20 protein-coding genes are annotated in these 17,741 nt (G+C 26.8%); 15 read left to right on the top strand and 5 right to left on the bottom strand.

Annotated elements, in window-relative coordinates; translation table 11 throughout:
- The 3 genes from ACTT9D_RS05075 to rsmA form a co-directional block, all read left to right on the top strand.
- Positions 1–484: peptidylprolyl isomerase (locus tag ACTT9D_RS05075; protein ID WP_440930720.1), on the top strand; the 484-nt coding region annotated here is incomplete at its 5' end.
- Positions 474–1,445: a 4-hydroxythreonine-4-phosphate dehydrogenase PdxA gene (locus ACTT9D_RS05070; protein WP_440930719.1), complete on the top strand. Its 972-nt coding sequence runs from the start codon at positions 474–476 to the stop codon at positions 1,443–1,445. The genes ACTT9D_RS05075 and ACTT9D_RS05070, both read left to right, overlap by 11 nt.
- Positions 1,436–2,224 (top strand): 16S rRNA (adenine(1518)-N(6)/adenine(1519)-N(6))-dimethyltransferase RsmA, encoded by a 789-nt coding sequence (rsmA, locus tag ACTT9D_RS05065; RefSeq protein WP_440930718.1) that lies wholly within the window; start codon positions 1,436–1,438, stop codon positions 2,222–2,224. Before ACTT9D_RS05070 ends, rsmA begins: the two co-directional genes overlap by 10 nt.
- Here the strand turns inward: rsmA and gmk are convergent.
- The 4 genes from gmk to fabD are packed head-to-tail and all read right to left on the bottom strand — an operon-like array spanning position 2,213 to position 4,807.
- Positions 2,213–2,845: a guanylate kinase gene (gene gmk / locus ACTT9D_RS05060; protein WP_440930717.1), complete on the bottom strand. Its 633-nt coding sequence runs from the start codon at positions 2,843–2,845 to the stop codon at positions 2,213–2,215. The two genes, rsmA and gmk, sit on opposite strands and share 12 nt — an antisense overlap.
- Positions 2,846–2,854: 9 nt before the next feature.
- Positions 2,855–3,094, bottom strand: coding sequence for an acyl carrier protein (locus ACTT9D_RS05055; RefSeq protein WP_440930716.1), 240 nt, complete (start codon positions 3,092–3,094; stop codon positions 2,855–2,857).
- Positions 3,095–3,143: 49 nt separating this feature from the next.
- Positions 3,144–3,884 carry a 3-oxoacyl-[acyl-carrier-protein] reductase gene (fabG, locus tag ACTT9D_RS05050; protein WP_440930715.1) on the bottom strand — a complete coding sequence of 247 codons (741 nt, stop codon included), beginning with the start codon at positions 3,882–3,884 and terminating at the stop codon, positions 3,144–3,146.
- Positions 3,881–4,807: an ACP S-malonyltransferase gene (fabD, locus tag ACTT9D_RS05045; RefSeq protein WP_440930714.1), complete on the bottom strand. Its 927-nt coding sequence runs from the start codon at positions 4,805–4,807 to the stop codon at positions 3,881–3,883. The genes fabG and fabD overlap by 4 nt, the downstream gene beginning before the upstream one ends.
- An 86-nt stretch (positions 4,808–4,893) precedes the next feature.
- On the opposite strand from fabD, the gene rpsF reads away from it, so the two are divergent.
- The 11 genes from rpsF to ACTT9D_RS04990 all read left to right on the top strand — a co-directional run bounded on the left by rpsF (position 4,894) and on the right by ACTT9D_RS04990 (position 16,408).
- Positions 4,894–5,244: a 30S ribosomal protein S6 gene (gene rpsF, locus ACTT9D_RS05040; RefSeq protein WP_440930713.1), complete on the top strand. Its 351-nt coding sequence runs from the start codon at positions 4,894–4,896 to the stop codon at positions 5,242–5,244.
- Positions 5,245–5,246: 2 nt separating this feature from the next.
- On the top strand, positions 5,247–5,519 hold the full coding sequence (rpsR, locus tag ACTT9D_RS05035; protein WP_440930712.1) for a 30S ribosomal protein S18: 273 nt from the start codon (positions 5,247–5,249) through the stop codon (positions 5,517–5,519).
- 1 nt (position 5,520) lies between these two features.
- Positions 5,521–5,979, top strand: coding sequence for a 50S ribosomal protein L9 (gene rplI, locus ACTT9D_RS05030; protein WP_440930711.1), 459 nt, complete (start codon positions 5,521–5,523; stop codon positions 5,977–5,979).
- 68 nt (positions 5,980–6,047) lie between these two features.
- A complete protein-coding gene (locus ACTT9D_RS05025) occupies positions 6,048–7,466 on the top strand; it encodes a replicative DNA helicase (protein ID WP_440930710.1) in 1,419 nt (472 codons plus the stop codon).
- A 22-nt stretch (positions 7,467–7,488) separates the two neighbouring features.
- The gene (locus ACTT9D_RS05020; protein ID WP_440930709.1) at positions 7,489–9,882 is read left to right on the top strand and encodes an efflux RND transporter permease subunit; all 2,394 of its coding nucleotides are present in this window, start codon (positions 7,489–7,491) and stop codon (positions 9,880–9,882) included.
- On the top strand, positions 9,882–10,427 hold the full coding sequence (locus ACTT9D_RS05015) for a CvpA family protein (protein ID WP_440930708.1): 546 nt from the start codon (positions 9,882–9,884) through the stop codon (positions 10,425–10,427). Before ACTT9D_RS05020 ends, ACTT9D_RS05015 begins: the two co-directional genes overlap by 1 nt.
- Positions 10,399–11,862 (top strand): amidophosphoribosyltransferase, encoded by a 1,464-nt coding sequence (gene purF / locus ACTT9D_RS05010; protein WP_440930707.1) that lies wholly within the window; start codon positions 10,399–10,401, stop codon positions 11,860–11,862. Before ACTT9D_RS05015 ends, purF begins: the two co-directional genes overlap by 29 nt.
- A 68-nt stretch (positions 11,863–11,930) precedes the next feature.
- Entirely contained in the window at positions 11,931–13,223 is a 1,293-nt protein-coding gene (locus tag ACTT9D_RS05005) for a glutamate--cysteine ligase (protein WP_440930706.1), read from the top strand.
- Positions 13,213–14,136 carry a glutathione synthase gene (locus ACTT9D_RS05000; RefSeq protein WP_440930705.1) on the top strand — a complete coding sequence of 308 codons (924 nt, stop codon included), beginning with the start codon at positions 13,213–13,215 and terminating at the stop codon, positions 14,134–14,136. Before ACTT9D_RS05005 ends, ACTT9D_RS05000 begins: the two co-directional genes overlap by 11 nt.
- Positions 14,133–14,993: a DMT family transporter gene (locus tag ACTT9D_RS04995; protein WP_440930704.1), complete on the top strand. Its 861-nt coding sequence runs from the start codon at positions 14,133–14,135 to the stop codon at positions 14,991–14,993. The genes ACTT9D_RS05000 and ACTT9D_RS04995 overlap by 4 nt, the downstream gene beginning before the upstream one ends.
- Before the next feature lie 53 nt (positions 14,994–15,046).
- On the top strand, positions 15,047–16,408 hold the full coding sequence (locus ACTT9D_RS04990) for an MFS transporter (RefSeq protein WP_440930703.1): 1,362 nt from the start codon (positions 15,047–15,049) through the stop codon (positions 16,406–16,408).
- Here ACTT9D_RS04990 and ACTT9D_RS04985 read toward each other — a convergent pair whose 3' ends face one another.
- The gene (locus tag ACTT9D_RS04985) at positions 16,409–16,855 is read right to left on the bottom strand and encodes an MOSC domain-containing protein (protein WP_440930702.1); all 447 of its coding nucleotides are present in this window, start codon (positions 16,853–16,855) and stop codon (positions 16,409–16,411) included.
- Positions 16,856–16,974: 119 nt separating this feature from the next.
- On the opposite strand from ACTT9D_RS04985, the gene ACTT9D_RS04980 reads away from it, so the two are divergent.
- Positions 16,975–17,724, top strand: coding sequence for a hypothetical protein (locus tag ACTT9D_RS04980; protein ID WP_440930701.1), 750 nt, complete (start codon positions 16,975–16,977; stop codon positions 17,722–17,724).
- Positions 17,725–17,741: the final 17 nt, after the last annotated feature.

Here is a 17,741-nt window from a genome sequence, read left to right as displayed (position 1 = left end):
AAAAGTTGTTATTAATGAAGAAAAATTAAAGCAAAAAATATTAAACAACAAAGAAAAACAAAAACAAATAAATGTTTCTGAAATAGTCTATGAAACAAAAAATCAAGAAGACCTTCAATCAAAATATGAAACTATAATATATAAAATAAATGAAATTGGTTTTGAAAAATCAGTTGCTTTATTTAGTATTTCAGACTCAAAAAAAAATTCTGGAAAACTTGGATGGGTAAACGAAAGTGTTTTGTCTGATGAAATTTTAAAAAAAATTTCAAATCTAAATTTAGGGGAGATATCTAAACCAATTATGATTCCATCAGGAGGTTTAATTTTAAAAATAGAAGATAGAAGAATTCTTGAAAAAGAACTAGACATGGAAATTGAGTTGGAAAAAATGATTTCTTTTGAAATTAATAGCCAACTGAACACTTTTTCACAAATTTTGTTTAACAAAATAAAAGATCAAATTATAATTGATGAACTATAAACCAATATTAATTGTAGCCGGAGAACCGTATAGTATATTTTCAGAGATTTTTTTTAAAACTTTAAAAAAATATAAATCAAAAAAACCAATAATTTTAATTGGTTCAAGAAGATTATTATCAAAACAAATGAGCAAATTAGGCTATAATTTTAAGTTTAATTCGATAGATAAAAACTTTAAAAATATCATTTTAAAGAAAAAAAACTTAATTAACATTTTAGATGTAAATTTTAATTTTAAAAAAACATTTGATAAAATTTCTAAATTATCAAATCAATATATTTCTGAAAGTTTTAAAATTGCTATTGAAATTCTTAAACAAAATAAAGCCTCTGGATTAATAAATGGTCCAATATCAAAAAAAACTTTTTTAAAAAATAAATATCCTGGAATAACTGAATACTTAAAAGATAAAAATAATTCTGATGAAGTTGTAATGCTAATTTATAGTAAAAAATTTTCAGTAAGTCCTATCACAACTCATTTAGCTTTAAATAAAGTTTCAAAAATGATTAATAAATCTAAAATAGAAAATAATGTAAAATTAATAAGAAAATTTTATAAAGAATATATAAATATAGATCCTAAAATTGCTATCACTGGTCTAAACCCTCATTGTGAAAGTAATTTTAATAAAAGTGAAGAGGAAAATATAATTATACCAGCCATCAAATTTTTAAAAAAAAAATCAAAAAATATTTTTGGTCCCTTTGCTGCTGATAGTCTTTTTATGAAAAATAATATCAAAAATTATGATGTTGTAATTGGTATGTATCATGATCAAGTTTTAACTCCTGCTAAAGCTTTAAATGACTTCAAAGCAATAAATATTACTTTGGGGCTACCATTCATTAGAATTTCACCTGATCATGGGACTAATAATAAAATGATTGGAAAGAATTTATCTAATCCAAAAAGTTTGATTGAAGCAATAAAATTTATAGATAATAAGTGCAAATAAAACCAAAAAAAAGTCTTGGACAAAATTTTTTAATAGATAAAAATATAATTGAAAAGATTACTTCATTTATAGATCTGGAAAATAAAAATCTTCTAGAAATTGGTCCTGGTACAGGAAATCTTACAGCCTCTATTTTGAAAAAAAAACCAAAAAAAATTACTGTAATCGAAAAAGATAGAGATTTATGTTCATTGTTATCTGAAAAATTCGGTCAACAAATAAAGATCATTAATGATGATGTATTAAAATTTAATCCTAATGAATATAAGAATAATAAATTTATAGTTTTTGGAAATTTACCTTATAATATTTCTACTGAGATATTAGTTAATTGGATCATAAATTTAAAATTAGAACCATGGTTTTCAGATTTATTTTTGATGTTTCAAAAAGAAGTTGCCGATAGGATTATTGCAAATGAAAATACATCAAAATTTGGAAGGCTTACCATAATTAGTAAATGGAGACTTGATATAAAGAAATTATTTGATGTTAGTCCTAGTTGTTTTTATCCCGAACCAAAAATAAATAGTTCTGTTTTACATTTCACTTTAAAGAAAAATTATATTAAATTTAAAAAAAACCGAAATATTGAGATTGTTACAAAAACTTTTTTTAATCAAAGACGCAAAATGATTAAAAATCCAATGAAACAATTGTTTTGTGACTATATTGAGTTGGCAAAAGATCTTGATATTGATCTAAACTTAAGACCACAAAACATATCTTTAGATAACTATTATAAGATTATTCAAAAATTTGAAGAATTAAGAAATTAATTTACTCACATGGTCTCTAATATAATTTTTATCATATTCTTTTGGACCATCAATAATTTCAGCATCGATTAGCTTATCTATCTTATTATAGCATTCCTCAATTGTATCATTGATAATTACATAATCATAATTAATCCAATGAAGAACATCTCTGTTAAATTCTTTCATTCTTTGAGAAACAATCAATTTATCTTTCATGTCTCTATTAGAAAGTCTTTCAAATAAAATTTTTTTACTAGGTGGTAATAAATAAAAAGTAATAAGTTTATAATTTAACCTTTTGTTTTTTATTTGATCTGCACCTTGCCAATCAATATCAAAAATGACATTTTTTCCATTCTCTAATCTATTTATTACAGGTGATCTTGTGGTACCATAAAGATTATTAAATACTTTTGCATATTCTAAAAATTCATCATTATTAATTAATCTTTGAAATTCTTTTTCATCTACGAAAAAATAATCTTTATTGTTTTTTTCTGCTGGTCTTGGTTTTCTTGTGGTATGTGAAATAGAAATATAGAATTTTTTTCTTTCAGATAAAAGCTTAACTAATGTAGTTTTACCAACTCCAGATGGAGATGATAGTATTACCATGATACCATCTTTTCTGGTATGCATCAAAAGTTTTTAATTGCTTTTGCCTTCAATAAATTTTATTGCATCACCGACTGTCAGAATTTTTTCGGCTTGACTATCAGATATCTCTGATCCAAATTCTTCTTCGAAAGCCATCACTAATTCAACAGTGTCCAAACTATCAGCACCTAAGTCATCAATAAAACTTGATTCTTCAGTTACTTTAGCTTCATCTATACCTAAATGATCTGCAACAATTTTTTTTACTTTACTTGATATATCTTCTGACATTTTTATCCTTTGTTATTATAAATCGTTAATAGTAGAAAAAGTTTGTTTGTCAACCTAAATACATTCCTCCATTAACATGGATTGTCTCTCCATTAATGTAGTCTGAAGTTGAAGAAGCAAGAAAAACTACTGCATTTGCTACATCCTCTGGTTTTCCTAACCTATTAGCTGGTATTTTAGAAATTATTAAATCTTTAAATTTATCATCAATTTTGTCAGTCATAGCTGTACTAATAAACCCTGGAGAAATACAATTCACATTAATATTTTTTTTTGCATACTCGATTGCAAGACTTTTTGACATTGCTACTATACCGGCTTTGGAAGCTGTATAGTTTGCTTGGCCTATATTACCTGTATGACCTACAACTGAGGTTATATTAATTATTTTTCCAGATTTATTTTTTAACATCTTTTTGATTGAAAACTTACTCATTAAAAAAGTAGAGGTAAGATTTATATCTATTACTTTTGACCATTCATCTTTACTCATCCGTATAGTAAGATTATCTTTTGTAATACCTGCATTGTTAACTATACAGTCTAGTCTGCCACCTAGCTCATTTGTTGCATTTTCTATAAATTCCTCAATCTTATCATGATTTGAAATATCAAATTTCAATGTTTTAATATTTTGAAATTTTTCTTTTAATTCTGATAGCCTTTCTTCTCTAGTCCCTGTTGCTAAGATATTTGCTCCACTTTGATGCAATTTTTCTACAATTGAATTACCAATTCCACCTGATGCTCCTGTTATAATTGTATTCAAATTTTTTAAATTTAAATTCATATTTTCAAATTTTTAATATCATCCTCAGAGTTAATTGATAAAGTGTTTATATCTTTGTTAATTCTTTTTATTAATCCTGCTAAAACTTTACCCGGTCCAATCTCAATAAAATTATTTACTCCCTCATTTATCATTTTTTGAACACTTTCTCTCCATCTAACTCTATTTTCAATTTGTTTAATTAATAACTCTTTAATTTGAATAATATCATTAACTGCAGATGCTGTTACGTTTGAAACAATGTTTATTTTAGCGTCTTTAAAATTTAGATTATTTAAAGGCCCAATCATATTTTCTGTGGCTTTTTTCATTAAAGAACAGTGGAATGGAGCACTGACTGGCAATTGAATATTTTTTATTTTGTTTATTTTTAAAATTGCTGTCATTTTGTTTATATCTTCAAGTTTACCACTCACAACTATCTGACCCTCGGAATTATCATTGGCTATTTGAGCACGAAATTTATCTTGATTTTCATTTATTATTTTTTCTAAATTTTCAGTTGAAATCCCTAATACTGCTAGCATGCCTCCTGCCCCTTTAGGCACAGCATTTTGCATATATTCACCTCTCAACTTTAAAACTTTTAAAGTTTCAACAAAATCTAAATAACCAGCACAAGCTAATGCTGAATATTCTCCTAATGAATGTCCAGCAAAAAAGTTAGCTTTGGTAAGATCAATATTATGTTCAATTTTGATCACATTAAAAATTGCATAACTTGTCAAAAAAATTGCAGGTTGAGTATTTATTGTCATATCTAAATTATCTTTGGGTCCCTCTAAAATTAGTTTTGAAATATTAAAGTTTAGAGCTTCATCTGCCTCTTTAAAGTAATTTTGAACTAAATTATACTTGTCAAAAAACTCTTTGCCCATACCTATGGCTTGAGATCCTTGGCCTGGAAAAACTACTGAAAACATATAAAAATTCTTAGTTTTATGGTTAATTATCTGTTGTAAAACAAGTATTATAATAGTATATCCACACGTTTTATTAAAGAAATAATATGAATTTATACGAACATACAATAATCGCAAGACAAGATACATCACCCTCAGAAATTAAACAGTTAACTGAAAAATACTCAAAAATAGTTGAAAAAAATAATGGGGAAATTGTTAAAACAGAAAATTGGGGAATAATTAATTTAACACATCTAATAAAAAAAAATAAAAAAGGTAGTTACATCCATTTCAAAATCAAAGGGAACGGAGATATGATTTCTGAATTAGAAAAAAATGAAGCTTTAGATAAAAAACTGCTAAGATATTTAACTATAAGAGTAAAGAAATTTGATCTAGAAACAAACTATTTCAACAATAAAGAAGAACAAGAAAAAAAGGGAATTAAAAGTTAGTTATGCCAAAAAGACAAAATGGGAATAAAAAAAATAAACAGAGTAATTTTGCTAAACTAAGTATTTTTCAACCGAATAAATACAAATTTAAAAAAACATGTCCTTTGTCAGTGAAAGGTGCTCCAAAAATTGATTATAAAAATGTTAAACTATTAAAAAAATATATTTCCGAAAATGGGAAAATTTTACCTTCAAGAATAACAAACGTTAGTCAAAAAAAACAAAGAGAATTATCATTGTCAATCAAAAGAGCTAGAAGTTTAGCATTATTATAAAATGAAAGTTATTTTATTAGAAAATATAAAAAGAATTGGAAACATTGGAGATGTTATTGATGTGAAAAGAGGATTTGCAAGAAATTTTCTAATTGCAAATAAAAAAGCTCTATATGCTTCAAAAGAAAATATTTCTCAGGTAGCCAAAATTAAAACTGAACTGTCAAAAAAAGATAACGAGAGAAAAAAGGAAGCTACGTCTATTTTTGAAAAGATAAATAACAAAGAATTCAGTGTAAAAAAACTTAGCACAGAAAATAAAGAATTGTATGGATCAGTAAAACCAACTGAAATATCAAAACTAATAAATGATGAAAATAATATAGATATAAAACCATCAATGATTCAACCAACTGAAGATATTAAAAGTATAGGTAAATTTAAAGTTAAAATTTTTTTACATTCAGAAGTTGAAGCTTTAATTTTTGTAAACGTCCAGTCAGCAGAGACAATACAATAGTTTATACAATTTTTTCCCCAGCTAAATTTTAATAATTTTTTTACTCTAAAAAATTATACTATTATTTGATGGAAAGAAATTTAAGTTTAGTAAAAGATAACTTTAAGGAACTGCCAAATAATATAGAAGCAGAACAATCTGTTATAGGATCAATTTTAGTTAGTAATGAAACTTTTGATGAAATAAATACAATAATTTCGAGTATAAATTTTTTTGATCCAATGCATCAAAAAATATTTTCAGCTATTGAGAATTTAATTTATAAAGGAATGTTGGCAAATCCTATAACTTTAAAGAATTACTTTGAAGATGAAAAAGATGAAATTAATATACCTGAATATCTTATCAAGGTAACAAAATTTTCTACTTCATCAAGACAAGCAATTGAGTATTCAAAAATAATTTATGATATGTTTGTAAGAAGAGAGTTAATTAAAATTTCAGAACAAACAATTGATAATGCAAAACTAAAAGATTTAAATACAAGTGGCCAAAATATTATTGAAAATTCTGAGAGACTTTTGTTTGATTTAGCTGAAAAAGGTTCATTCAGTAGCTCAATGGTTAAATTTGATGAAGCCATGAGACAGACAATAGAGATGGCTTCAGCTGCTTATAAAAATGATGAAGGAATAGTTGGAGTTCCTACTGGATTGAGAGATTTAGATGATAGACTAGGTGGCTTACATCAATCAGACTTGATTATAATTGCGGGAAGACCCTCAATGGGAAAAACAGCGTTAGCGACAAATATTGCCTTTAATGCTGCTCAAAAATTACAAGAAAGTGGAAAAAAATCATCCATCGCTTTTTTTTCTTTAGAGATGTCATCAGAGCAACTTTCTACTAGAATTTTAGCTGAACAATCTCGAATAAAATCAAATGATATTAGAAGAGGAAGAATATCTGAAGAACAATTTGATAAGTTTATTGAAACTTCAAAAAATATTGCAGAGCTACCTTTCTATATTGATGAAACGCCCGCCATTAGTATTGCAGCAATGAGCAATAGAGCAAGGAGAATAAAAAGACTTTTTGGCTTAGATATGATCGTGGTTGATTATATTCAATTAATGAGAGGATCAATAAATAACAAAGATGGAAGAGTACAAGAAATTTCAGAAATAACTCAAGGGCTCAAAGCAATAGCAAAAGAACTTTCTGTTCCTGTTGTTGCGCTGTCTCAATTGTCTAGAGCTGTTGAACAAAGAGATGATAAAAAACCTCAACTTGCTGATTTAAGGGAATCTGGTTCAATTGAGCAAGATGCGGATGTTGTGATGTTTGTTTATAGAGAAGCTTATTATTTAGAGAGAAAGGAACCAAGACCTGCAACTGTTGAACATGCTGAATGGCAAGCTAAAATGAATGAGGTTTCAAATCTTGCAGAAATTATTATTGGAAAACAAAGACATGGACCAACTGGTAATATAATGCTTGAATTTGAGGCAATGTATACCAAATTTAAAGATACTCAAATTAGCTAAATTAAAATATAAAATGAGATAAATGCTTGCTCAGTTTTATCAAAATACAATATTAAAAAATCCAAAATCTATATTTATAGTATTATTTTTAGTACTAATTAGTTTTGGCTATTACTCTAAAGATTTTAGACTTGATGCATCCTCAGAGACACTTTTGATAGAAGGTGATCCTGATTTAGAATATTTAAGAGAAGTTACTGACAGATATGGCTCTAAAGAATTTTTAGTCCTTACATATACTCCAAATGAGTCTATGGTTTCAGATGCTTCAATAAATAATTTATTAAGCTTAAAATATAAAATTCAAAGCTTAAATTGGGTTCATAGCGTAATAACGCTTTTAGATATCCCTCTATTAAATAATTCTGATGCACCTTTGCAGGAAAGACTAGAAGGATTTAAGACTTTAAAAGATGAAAAGGTTGATCGAGAAAGAGGATTTAAAGAAATACTTGAAAGTCCTGTTTTTAGAAATTTTGTAATAAGCATTGATGGCAAAACAAGTGGAATAATCGTCAATATTAAGAAGAATAAAGAATTAGAAGATATTGAAAATAAATCAAAAGAAGAGATTGAAGAATATAAAGACAAAATTAAAAAACAAAATCATCAAAATATTCTTGAAATTAGAGATATAATTAAAAGTTATGAAAATATAGGTAAGATATATCTTGGTGGCATACCAATGATAGCCGATGATATGATGACATTTATTAAAAGTGACATCATAGTATTTGGTATAGGTGTGTTGCTATTTATTATAGCTACACTTTGGTTTGTTTTTAGAAAGATAATTTGGATAATCGTCCCAATTAGTAGTTGTTTCTTTTCAGTATTAATTATGATGGGACTACTGGGACTTTTAGGATGGAAGGTAACTGTTATATCTTCAAATTTTATTGCATTGATGCTGATACTGACAATGGCAATGAATATACATATGAGCACAAGATTTCTTCAATTAAGGAAAGAGTTTGAGGAAAAATCAAGTTACGAAATTTTGTCTTTAACAACTGGTAAAATGTTTTGGCCTATACTTTATACAGTTTTAACAACTGTGTGTGCTTTTCTCTCTTTAATATTTAGTGAAATTAAACCAATTATAGATTTTGGATGGATGATGACATTTGGTTTAATCACCTCATTTTTAATTACTTTTACTCTTTTGCCAACTCTTTTAAGTTTTGTTCCAAATAAAAATATTTCATTAAAAGAGGAAAAAGATTCTAACATTACAAAATTTTTAGGAAAACTTTCCTTAAATAATAAAAACTCCATATTTGGTGTAACAATTTTTGTCATTATTTTAAGTGTTGTAGGAATTAGTAAATTAGAAGTTGAAAATAGTTTTATAAATTATTTTGATAAAGATACAGAAATTTATAAAGGTATGAAACTTATTGATGAAGAGCTTGGTGGTACTACTCCATTAGAAGTAATTATAAAGTTTCCAAAAAAAGAAATTAAAGAAACAAGTGATGATGATGAGGATTTCGAGGACTGGGGAGATGAAGAAGATGCTAGTGATGAAAAATATTGGTTTACAAAAGATAAAATTGATAAAATAAAATCAGTTCATAATTATTTAGATGGACTACCTGAGATTGGTAAAGTTTTATCTTTTTCTTCAATAATTGATGTGGCTACACAGTTAAATAATAATCAACCACTCGGTACATTAGAAATGGGAGTTTTGTATTCAAAAATTCCAAATAATATTAAAACTGAAATCATAGACCCATATATTTCAATTAAAGATAATGAAGCAAGAATTAACTTGCGAATAATAGACTCTCAAAAAGATTTAAGAAGAAATGATTTAATAAATAAAATCAATTATGATCTAGTTAATAAGATTGGTTTAGATAAAAGTGAATTCAAACTAGCTGGTGTATTAATTTTATTTAATAACTTGCTTCAAAGTTTATTTAAATCACAAATTCTTACTCTTGGATTGGTAATGATAGGTATTTTTGGAATGTTTTTAATTTTATTTAGAAATATTAAATTATCTTTAATTGGTGTAGTTCCAAATTTTATAGCTGCATTTTTCATTTTAGGCATAATTGGTTTATTAGAGATACCATTAGATATGATGACAATAACAATTGCAGCTATTACAATTGGAATTGCAGTGGATAATAGTATTCACTACATTTATAGATTTAAAGAAGAATATGCTAAAATTCAAAATTATGAAGAAACATTAAAAACCTGTCACTCAACAGTTGGTGTTGCTATCTTAAATACATCAATAACTATTGTTTTTGGATTTTCAATTTTAGTTTTATCTAAATTTATACCAACAATATATTTTGGAGTATTTACTGGGATTGCTATGTTGCTAGCCATGATTTCAGTATTAACTTTACTACCTTCTTTGATATTAAAAATTAAACCATTTTCAATTTCTTAATGTTAGATAGTGTTAAAGAGTTTTTAATTGGATCATCTCCATTAGATTTGGTTTATTTTACAATATTGTTCATTTCAGTAATTCAATGTTACATTAATGGTTTTGTATCTAGTTTAATTTCTGCAAGTAAATGGATTTTATCTTATGTTGGAACTTTATTTTTATTTCCAATTCTAAGACCGTATATGGATGGTTTAAGCTCAAATGAATATGCTTTAGATATAATGTTTAGTGTTGTTACGTTCTTTATTTTATTATTTATCATAATTCTAATTAATAAAGGCATTAGCAAAGCAGTTAAGCTCTCTGTTTTGGGTAGAGTAGATAAAATATTTGGATTTTTTTTTGGAATTGTAAGAACCTATATAATGTTTATTTTTATTTTTTCCGCAATTAACAGTTTTTTTGATTATAAACACTGGCCAATTGATACAGAAAAATCTATAACATTTCCATTTATACAAAAAGGATACAGTATTTTATTAGAAGAAATACCAGATGAAGATGAATACGAAGATGCAAAAGATAAAATTCAAGAACTTTAAATCCAAACTTAATGAGGAGTGTGGAGTATTCGGTGTTAGTAATATTAAAGATGCATCTGCAATCACTGCTTTAGGATTACATGCTCTCCAACATAGAGGTCAAGAAGGATGTGGGATTGTAAGTTTTGATGGAGAAAAATACTATTCTGAAAAAAGATTTGGATTAGTTGGAGATAATTTCAATAAAGAAAAAGTTTTAAGCAAACTAAAAGGAAATTACGCTATTGGGCATAACAGATATAGTACAACAGGAAGTAACACTCTAAGAAATATTCAGCCTTTTTTCGCAGATACTAATGCTGGTGGAATTGGTGTTGCTCATAATGGAAATTTGACAAATTCAATCACCTTAAGAAGGAAATTAGTTGAGGATGGAGCTATTTTTTACACAACTTCAGATACTGAAACTATTGTACAACTCATTGCAAGATCTAAGCGAACAAAAACAATAGATAAAATTGTAGATGCTATTTTTCAAATTCAAGGAGGTTATGCTTTAGTTATGCTAACACAGAAATCACTAGTTGGTGTTAGAGATCCATATGGAATAAGACCTTTAGTAATTGGAAAATTAAAAAATAGTTATGTTTTAGCATCAGAAACTTGTGCATTAGACATTATAGGTGCAAAATTTATAAGAGAAGTTGAAAATGGTGAAATAGTTTTAATTGAGGACAATAAAATCCAAAGCATTAAGCCTTTTCCACCAAAAAAAATTAGACCTTGTGTTTTTGAATACATTTATTTTTCAAGACCAGACAGTATTCTTAATGGTAAGACCGCTTATGAGCACAGAAAAAATCTTGGTGTTGAACTTGCAAAAGAAAATAATATTGAAGCTGATATTGTTGTGCCTGTCCCAGACTCAGGTAATGCTGCTGCACTAGGATTTGCTCAACATCTTGGTCTTAATTTTGAACTAGGGTTAATTCGAAATCATTATGTGGGAAGAACTTTCATTGAGCCCACACAACAAATTAGAAGCTTAGGTGTAAAACTTAAACTAAATGCTAATCAAACTACAATTAAAGATAAAAAAATTATTTTAATTGATGATTCTCTTGTAAGAGGTACCACCTCTCACAAAATTGTTAAGATGCTTTATGATGCGGGTGCTAAAGAAGTGCATGTTAAAATAGCTTGCCCAGAAATTAAACATCCAGATTTTTATGGAGTTGATACACCAACAAAAAAAGAATTACTTTCAGCAAATAAAAATAGTGATGAAATATGTGAATATATAGGAGCAAAATCATTAAAATTTTTGTCAGTAGATGGAATGTACAAAGCAATTGGATTTGATAGCCGAAATGAAAATTATCCACAATTAACAGATCATTATTTTACCGGGGATTACCCAGTTAAACTCATCGATGACTTGGGAGATAATAAAATTACTCAACTATCTCTTCTTAGTACTGCATCAAATAATTAAAACACTATCCTTTTTATTTAAAATTCTTAGCTTGAAAGAAGCTCATAACTGACTATTTATCTGTTCAGATGATAGATTCTAAAGATAAAATTTTAGCTTATTTCAATTCAGGTATTAAAAAAATTGAAGATTTCAGAATTGGAATTGAACATGAAAAATTTTTATTTGATTTAAAATCAAACAAAAGAATAGATTATAAAAAAATTTTGCAAATGTTTTCGGCTTTAACTGAATTTGGCTGGAAACCTATTAAAGAAAAAGAAAATATAATTGGTCTTAATAAAGAAGAGAGAAACATTACTTTAGAACCTGGTAATCAAATAGAACTTTCTGGAGCGAAATTAATAAATATTCATGAAGCTTGTGCTGAGTCTCATGATTATTTATTTGAATTAAAACAAGTTGCGAAAAAATTAAATATAGAAATTGTAAGTGCAGGTTTTGACCCTATTTCTAAACTAAATGAAATTCCCAACAATCCAAAACAACGCTATGAGTTAATGACAAAAGATATGCCAGAGGGTGGTCAATTAAGTTTAGATATGATGTATCGAACTTGTGGAACACAGTTAAATATTGATTATGACTCTGAAAAGGATTTCATTAAAAAATTTAAAGTTGTAAATTCTCTGGTTCCCATTTCAATTGCATTATTTGCAAACTCATCAATAGTAGAAAAAAAAAATAGTGGATATTTGTCATATAGATCAAAAGTATGGCAAAATACTTCTAGAGGTGGTTTGCCACCTGTTTTTTTTGAAGATATGGATTTTGAGAAGTACGCTGATTTTATTATCAAATCATCCATTTTATTTATTGAAAATCAAAACAACTATATTTCTGGTAAAAATTATTCTTTTGAAGACTTCATGAATGGAAAAATAAATGAAATTGATAATCGTCTTCCTACAGATAAAGATTTAACAACTCACCTAAGTACAATTTTTACAGAAAATAGATTAAAAAAATATATTGAATTGAGATCAATGGATGCTTGTGGTTGGGATTGTTTGTGTTCTGGGCCAGCTTACAATATTGGTATTCTCTACGGAAATTTAGATGAAGCTTATGATGTGGTTTCAAATTGGGATAAAGATAAAATAATTAATGCATATCTTGAGGCACCAAAAAATGGTTTTAATACGCAATTAATGGGGAAAGATCTTTTATACTGGGCAAAAACATTATTAGATATTTCTAATAAAGGTTTAGAAAAAAGAGATATTTTGAATAAAAATAATAAAAATGAAACTTTATATTTAAATCATTTAAATCAAATAGTTGAAAATAAAATGACTAACGCACATCATATGATTAATAAATTTTCAAATGAAAATTTAGAAACACTATATGACAAGTAAAATTGTTGCTATTCAAGGCAATCACCCTTCAAAATTAAATCCTAAATCAGATACAAGTATTTTTTTAGCTAACGAGATACAGAATAAATATAAAATTTTTTATTATGAACCAAGAGACTTATCAATTATCAATTCAAAAATAATTGCAAAAGGATATTTTATTAAATTCAATTACAAATCAAAAAATTTTTTTAAAATCATAAAAAAACAAAAACTAAACCTAGAAACTTGTAAATTTATTTTAATTAGACAAGATCCACCTTTTAATCTTGAATATATTTCAACGACTTACATTTTAGACCAAATAAAAAAGAAAGTTAGAATTATCAATGATCCTACTTCAATTAGAAATGTTTCTGAAAAACTGTACTCAGCGAAATATAAAAAATTTATGCCTAATACAATTTTTTCACAAAATATAGATGAAATAAAAAAATTTTTTAAAATTAACAAAAATGTAATTATTAAACCTATTCATAGTTTTAGTGGCAATGACATATTGCTTTTAAATAAATTTGATCAAAAAATAATAAAAAAATTTATTAAAAAACATGATCATATCATGTGCCAAAAATTTCTATCAAAAATTAAAGATGGAGATAAAAGGGTTTTTATTATTAATGGTAAAGTTGCAGGTGCTATATCAAGAGTTCCAAAAAAAGGTTCTTTTTTAAGCAATTTGAGCAAAGGAGCTGTGCCTATAAATATAGGCCTTACAAAAAAAGAACTTAAAACTTCAAATTTGATTGCAAAGGATTTAAAAAAAGAAAATATCTATTTTTCTGGGATTGATTTTATAGATCAAAAACTTAATGGAGATATTAATGTTACATCCCCAACTGGTTTAAAAACGTTTTTTGATTTATCCAATATTAATTTAGCAAAAGTATTTTGGAAAGGTTTAAAGGCATGAAAAATTTAACAGATCAACAAAAAGGTTCCTTATTAGCTTTTGTTGCTGTTATGTTTATTACTCCAGACTCATTATTTATAAGATTAGCTAGTATAGATACATGGAGCTTAGTTTTTTATCGAGGAATGATTCCTTTTGTAACAGTATTTATTGGGATGTTGCTAATCTATAAACTAAATTTTTTTTCAATGTTATTTAACAGTGGTTATCATGGTATAATTTATATTCTTACATTTTCAGTCACTAACATAACTTTTGTTGTATCTATTCAAAATACTAATGTTGCAAATACGCTTGTTATGATTGCAATGGCGCCCATGTTATCTGCAATATTAGGTGCTATTTTTTTAAAAGAACCACCTGATAAAAAAACTTGGATAGCAATTGCAATAACTTTTTTTGCAGCAGTTTATATTTTCTACGACTCTCTTCAGTTAGGTAATATTTTTGGTGATATTTTAGGATTAATTACCGCTTTAGGTTTAGCTGTAGGAGCTGTAACAATAAGATCAGCTAAAAAGAAGAATTTAGTACCAGCAGCTGTGGTTGGTAAAATGTTTGTAGCTATATTTGCAATATTTTTCGTTGAAAGTTATGTGTTAACTGAAAAAGATCTTATTATAGTTCCCTTAATGTGTTTAATGTGTGTTGCTGTTCCATTTGTTTTAGTAACTATTGCTCCAAGATTTATTCCTGCAGAAGAGGTAAATCTATTTTTTCTTCTTGAGACAATAATTGGACCTTTATGGGTATGGATGATAATCAAAGAACAACCAAGTATCGAGACAATTCAAGGTGGTTTGGTAATAATAATTACCATAGCCATTCACTCTTTTTTGAAACTAAAAAAATCTTAGTTTGTCATACAAAAGACTTGATTAGATTATAATTCTCAATTAATTGCTGATTTATGTTTAAAATTTTACAAAATTCATGGGCATTGTTCTTAGGTATGTCATTAATTATGTTGGCTTATGGCTTTCAAGGTTCTTTACTTGGAGTAAGAGCTGTCCAAGAAGATTTTAGTCTAACTTCAACTGGATTTATGATGTCTGGTTATTTTGTAGGATACTTTTTAGGTGCAAAATATATAACTACAATCATATCAAGAGTTGGTCATATAAGATCTTTTGCAGCTTTTGCTTCTTTTGCTTCAGTTGCAATCCTTGCTCATTCTATTGTTATTAATCCAGTAACCTGGTTTTTATTTAGAGTGATAACAGGATTAAGTATGGCATCTATTTATACAATTGCAGAGAGTTGGCTGAACGACAGATCATCAAATAAAAATAGAGGAAGTGTTCTTTCAATTTATATGATCATTTTATATGGCTCGATGGGTTTTGGAATGTTTTTTCTTAATTTCAGTGCTCCTGAAAATTTTGAACCTTTCATACTAATTTCATTATTAATGTCAGTTGCGCTTATTCCAATTTTAATGACAAAAAGGAAAGCTCCTAGTTTTAAAAGAATATTACCAATGAAATTAAAAGAACTCTATAATACTTCTCCATTAGGAATGGTGAGTGCTTTATTATATGGCATTATACAATCAGCTTTATTTTCTCTTCTAGCTGTTTATGCAACTTCAATGAATTTCACTATATTGGAAATTTCAATTGCAACTTTTTTACTAGCAATTTCAGGTGCTATCTCTCAATGGCCAATAGGAAAACTTTCAGATATTTTTGATAGAAGAAGGGTTATTGTCTATTCAACTTTTGCAGCAGGTATATTTGCAATTTGTACAATATTTGCATCAGGTCAAATGTACTTACCAGATGGACTTTCTACTTCAAAAACTTGGTTTTATTTATTTCTAATCTTATTCTCTTTTGTAAGTTTGCCGATGTTTGCAATAATACTTGCACATACAAATGATTATATACCAAAAGAAAAATTCGTAGTTGCCGGAGCTGGTTTGCAATTTGTTTTTGGTATGGGTGCAATGACTGGTCCTTTGCTATGTTCAATATTTATGAACATTATTGGACTCAATGGTTTTTGGATATTTTTAGCAATTTTTCATTGTTTAATTGGAGCATTTGGAATTCATAGAATGAGAGTAAGAGAAACAACAGAAAACCCAGACTCACAATTTACACCAATGCCTGAGTCGATTACTCCATTGGGTATGGAATTAAATCCTCAAACTCAACCAATTGCTGAACCTACTAGATCATTTGATGAGTTTAGGGCTAGTTTAGAACGAAGATTAAGACAAATGAATGTCTTTATAAATTTAGATAAAACAACAAGTAAAGATAAATAATTAGTCTAATATTTTTATTTCATCATTAATGTTAATTTTAAAAGAATTTAATATTTGACACCTTAATCCACCTCTTCTTAAAAATTCTTTCAGCACATTTGGTTGATTAAGAACTTCTGTCAAATGTCTGCATGGTCTACATAAATCAATACCTTCAACCTCAACTTCACCAATCTTTAATTTTTTACCAATCAGATCATTTAATTGAATACCTTTTGTAACTATATTTCTTCTAAAGTCTTTATAAGAAATATTCAGGCCATATTTAGTATTATAATAATCAATATTTTCAGCTTCAATTAATGTTAATTGATTATATGGATCATTATATTCGTCAAAATGTCTATCACCGACGACACCTTTGTTTGCTAACACTTCGATTGATTTCACTTCCTCAATTTCTTTATTATTATCTTTAGTTACTCCTAATTTAAAAACTTTTCCCATAATTATAATTTAAAAAAACAATTTTTGGTTGTACTCAAAATTAACATTTTTTTTTATATTTCCCTAAACATATAGTTGAAAAATCTTAGTTTGTCTGTTCAAATTAAATCTTAAAATTTATGGCATTAAAAAAAAAGAAAAAAATAATAAAAACAAAAACTAAGTTTAAAAGAAATTCAGAGACTGGTTTAACAAAGTTTGCGTCTTTAACTACTTCATCTTTAAGTAAAGCTATTTCCAATTTCAAAAAAAACCAAGAAATCAAAAAGATTAAAGAGATTAAACTTAAAAAACTTGAGGAAAATAATCAGATATTAAAAGAAAAAAAAGAATTAAGAATTTGGGAAGATAAAATTCAAAAAGAAAGTAACAAACTAAGGCAAAAAGAGGATGAGCTAAAATTAAGAGAAAAAGATCTTAAATTAAAAGAGGAACAGCAAAAAATTGAAAATAAAAGGTTAATTAAGAAAGATGAGGATCTTGGAATTATTGATAAAGATTTAAGGTTGAAAGAAAAAGAACTTAAGTTGAGAGATGAGGAACAAAATAGAAGAGATATAGATCTTAAAGTCAGAGAAGAGGAGCAACTTACAAAAGAATTAAAAGATAAAAGAAGAAAAGAAAAAGCATTAAAAGCATTAATGGAAGAAGAAGAGAAAAAGAAAAAACTTGAATATATTAAAATTAAAGAGTGGGAGGAAAAATTTGATAGAGAACAAAAATTAAAAGAGCAAGAAGAAATTAGAAGAGAACAAAAATTAAAAGAGAAAGAGCTGGAAAGACTTAAATTAGATGAAGATCGAAACTTAGAAACCTCAATATCTAAATCTCTTGAAAGTTTTAATGTAGATAAATCCTCAGAGAACTAATTATAAATTTTTAATTA

It is taken from the genome of Candidatus Pelagibacter sp., from assembly GCF_052049815.1.
GTDB lineage: Bacteria > Pseudomonadota > Alphaproteobacteria > Pelagibacterales > Pelagibacteraceae > Pelagibacter.
The sequence above is the reverse complement of the archived record's forward strand: the minus strand, read 5'-3'. Positions and strand labels throughout refer to the sequence as shown.